This is a genomic window from Chryseobacterium mucoviscidosis, from assembly GCF_002177115.1.
Lineage (GTDB): Bacteria > Bacteroidota > Bacteroidia > Flavobacteriales > Weeksellaceae > Chryseobacterium > Chryseobacterium mucoviscidosis.
Genome location: NZ_MVAG01000162.1, coordinates 1 through 985, shown reverse-complemented (window position 1 = coordinate 985; position 985 = coordinate 1). Strand labels below are relative to the sequence as shown.

Annotated in this window: 1 protein-coding gene; it reads left to right on the top strand. The window is 34.5% G+C overall.

From position 1 onward, the window contains the following. Positions 1-58: 58 nt before the first annotated feature. The gene (locus B0E34_RS19205) at positions 59-970 is read left to right on the top strand and encodes an IS1595 family transposase (RefSeq protein ID WP_087712094.1); all 912 of its coding nucleotides are present in this window, start codon (positions 59-61) and stop codon (positions 968-970) included. The last annotated feature ends 15 nt before the right edge of the window (positions 971-985 follow it).

Genomic DNA, 985 nt, shown 5'->3' with positions numbered 1-985 from the left:
TTGAATATCCGTAATTTCACCTAAATTTAGTAAATTTGCGTATAGTCAATTGTTTAAGATGAATATATTTAGTTTTAGTGCTCATTTTGGGACAGAGGAAGATTGCCGTCACCACTTCAAAGAACAGAGAGATTTGCAAGGTATAAATTGTTTGAAATGTGGAAACAAACAGCATTATTGGAAACAAGACAAGTGGAGCTATGAATGTAAGAGCTGTAAATACAGAACTTCCCTACGTAAAGGAACCATTATGGAAAACTCTAACTTATCGTTCTTGATTTGGTATAAAACGATGTTTTTGATGAGTGTTACAAAGAAAGGCTTTTCCGCAAAAGAAATCCAAAAACAATTGGGATTAAAGAGATATGAGCCCGTGTGGGCAATGGTTCACAAACTTCGCAAAGCAATGGGAAACCGTGATGCACGATATACTTTAGAAGGGATGATAGAGTTTGACGAAGCCTATTTTACAGTAGAGTCTAGCGAGATAGAACAACAAAAAGGACTTCGTGGAAAAGGTGCAGTTGGGAAGCAAAATGTCGCAATGATGGCGGAGTCTACACCGTTAGAAGATATTAGAACAGGAAAAACGGAAAAGCAAGTCCGCTTCTTTAAAGCGAAAGTTTTAGATAGTCACAGCGGCGAAGAAATCAATGAGACTATTCAAGAATCCATTGATAATCAAAGTATTATTTTTACTGATAAAAGTACCTCTTATGTGGACATTGCAGATTTTGTAGAACTTCATATTATGGAAAAAAGTTCAAAAGAAACCACAGAAGAAACCTTAAAATGGGTTCATATTGCTATCAGTAATGCCAAAAGAAATCTTCTTGGTAATTACCATAAAATAAAGAGAAAATACCTCCAACTCTATCTCAATGAGTTTATTTACAAGTTAAATCGAAGATATTTTGGAGAAAAGTTATTTGAAAGGCTGATTATTGCTAATATCACAGCTTTAGGTTAGAAAACGGATATTCAA

Bases quoted from the DNA above. Each gene is read 5' to 3' on its own strand.
- B0E34_RS19205 (WP_087712094.1), top strand. From the start codon at position 59: ATGAATATATTTAGTTTTAGTGCTCATTTTGGGACAGAGGAAGATTGC.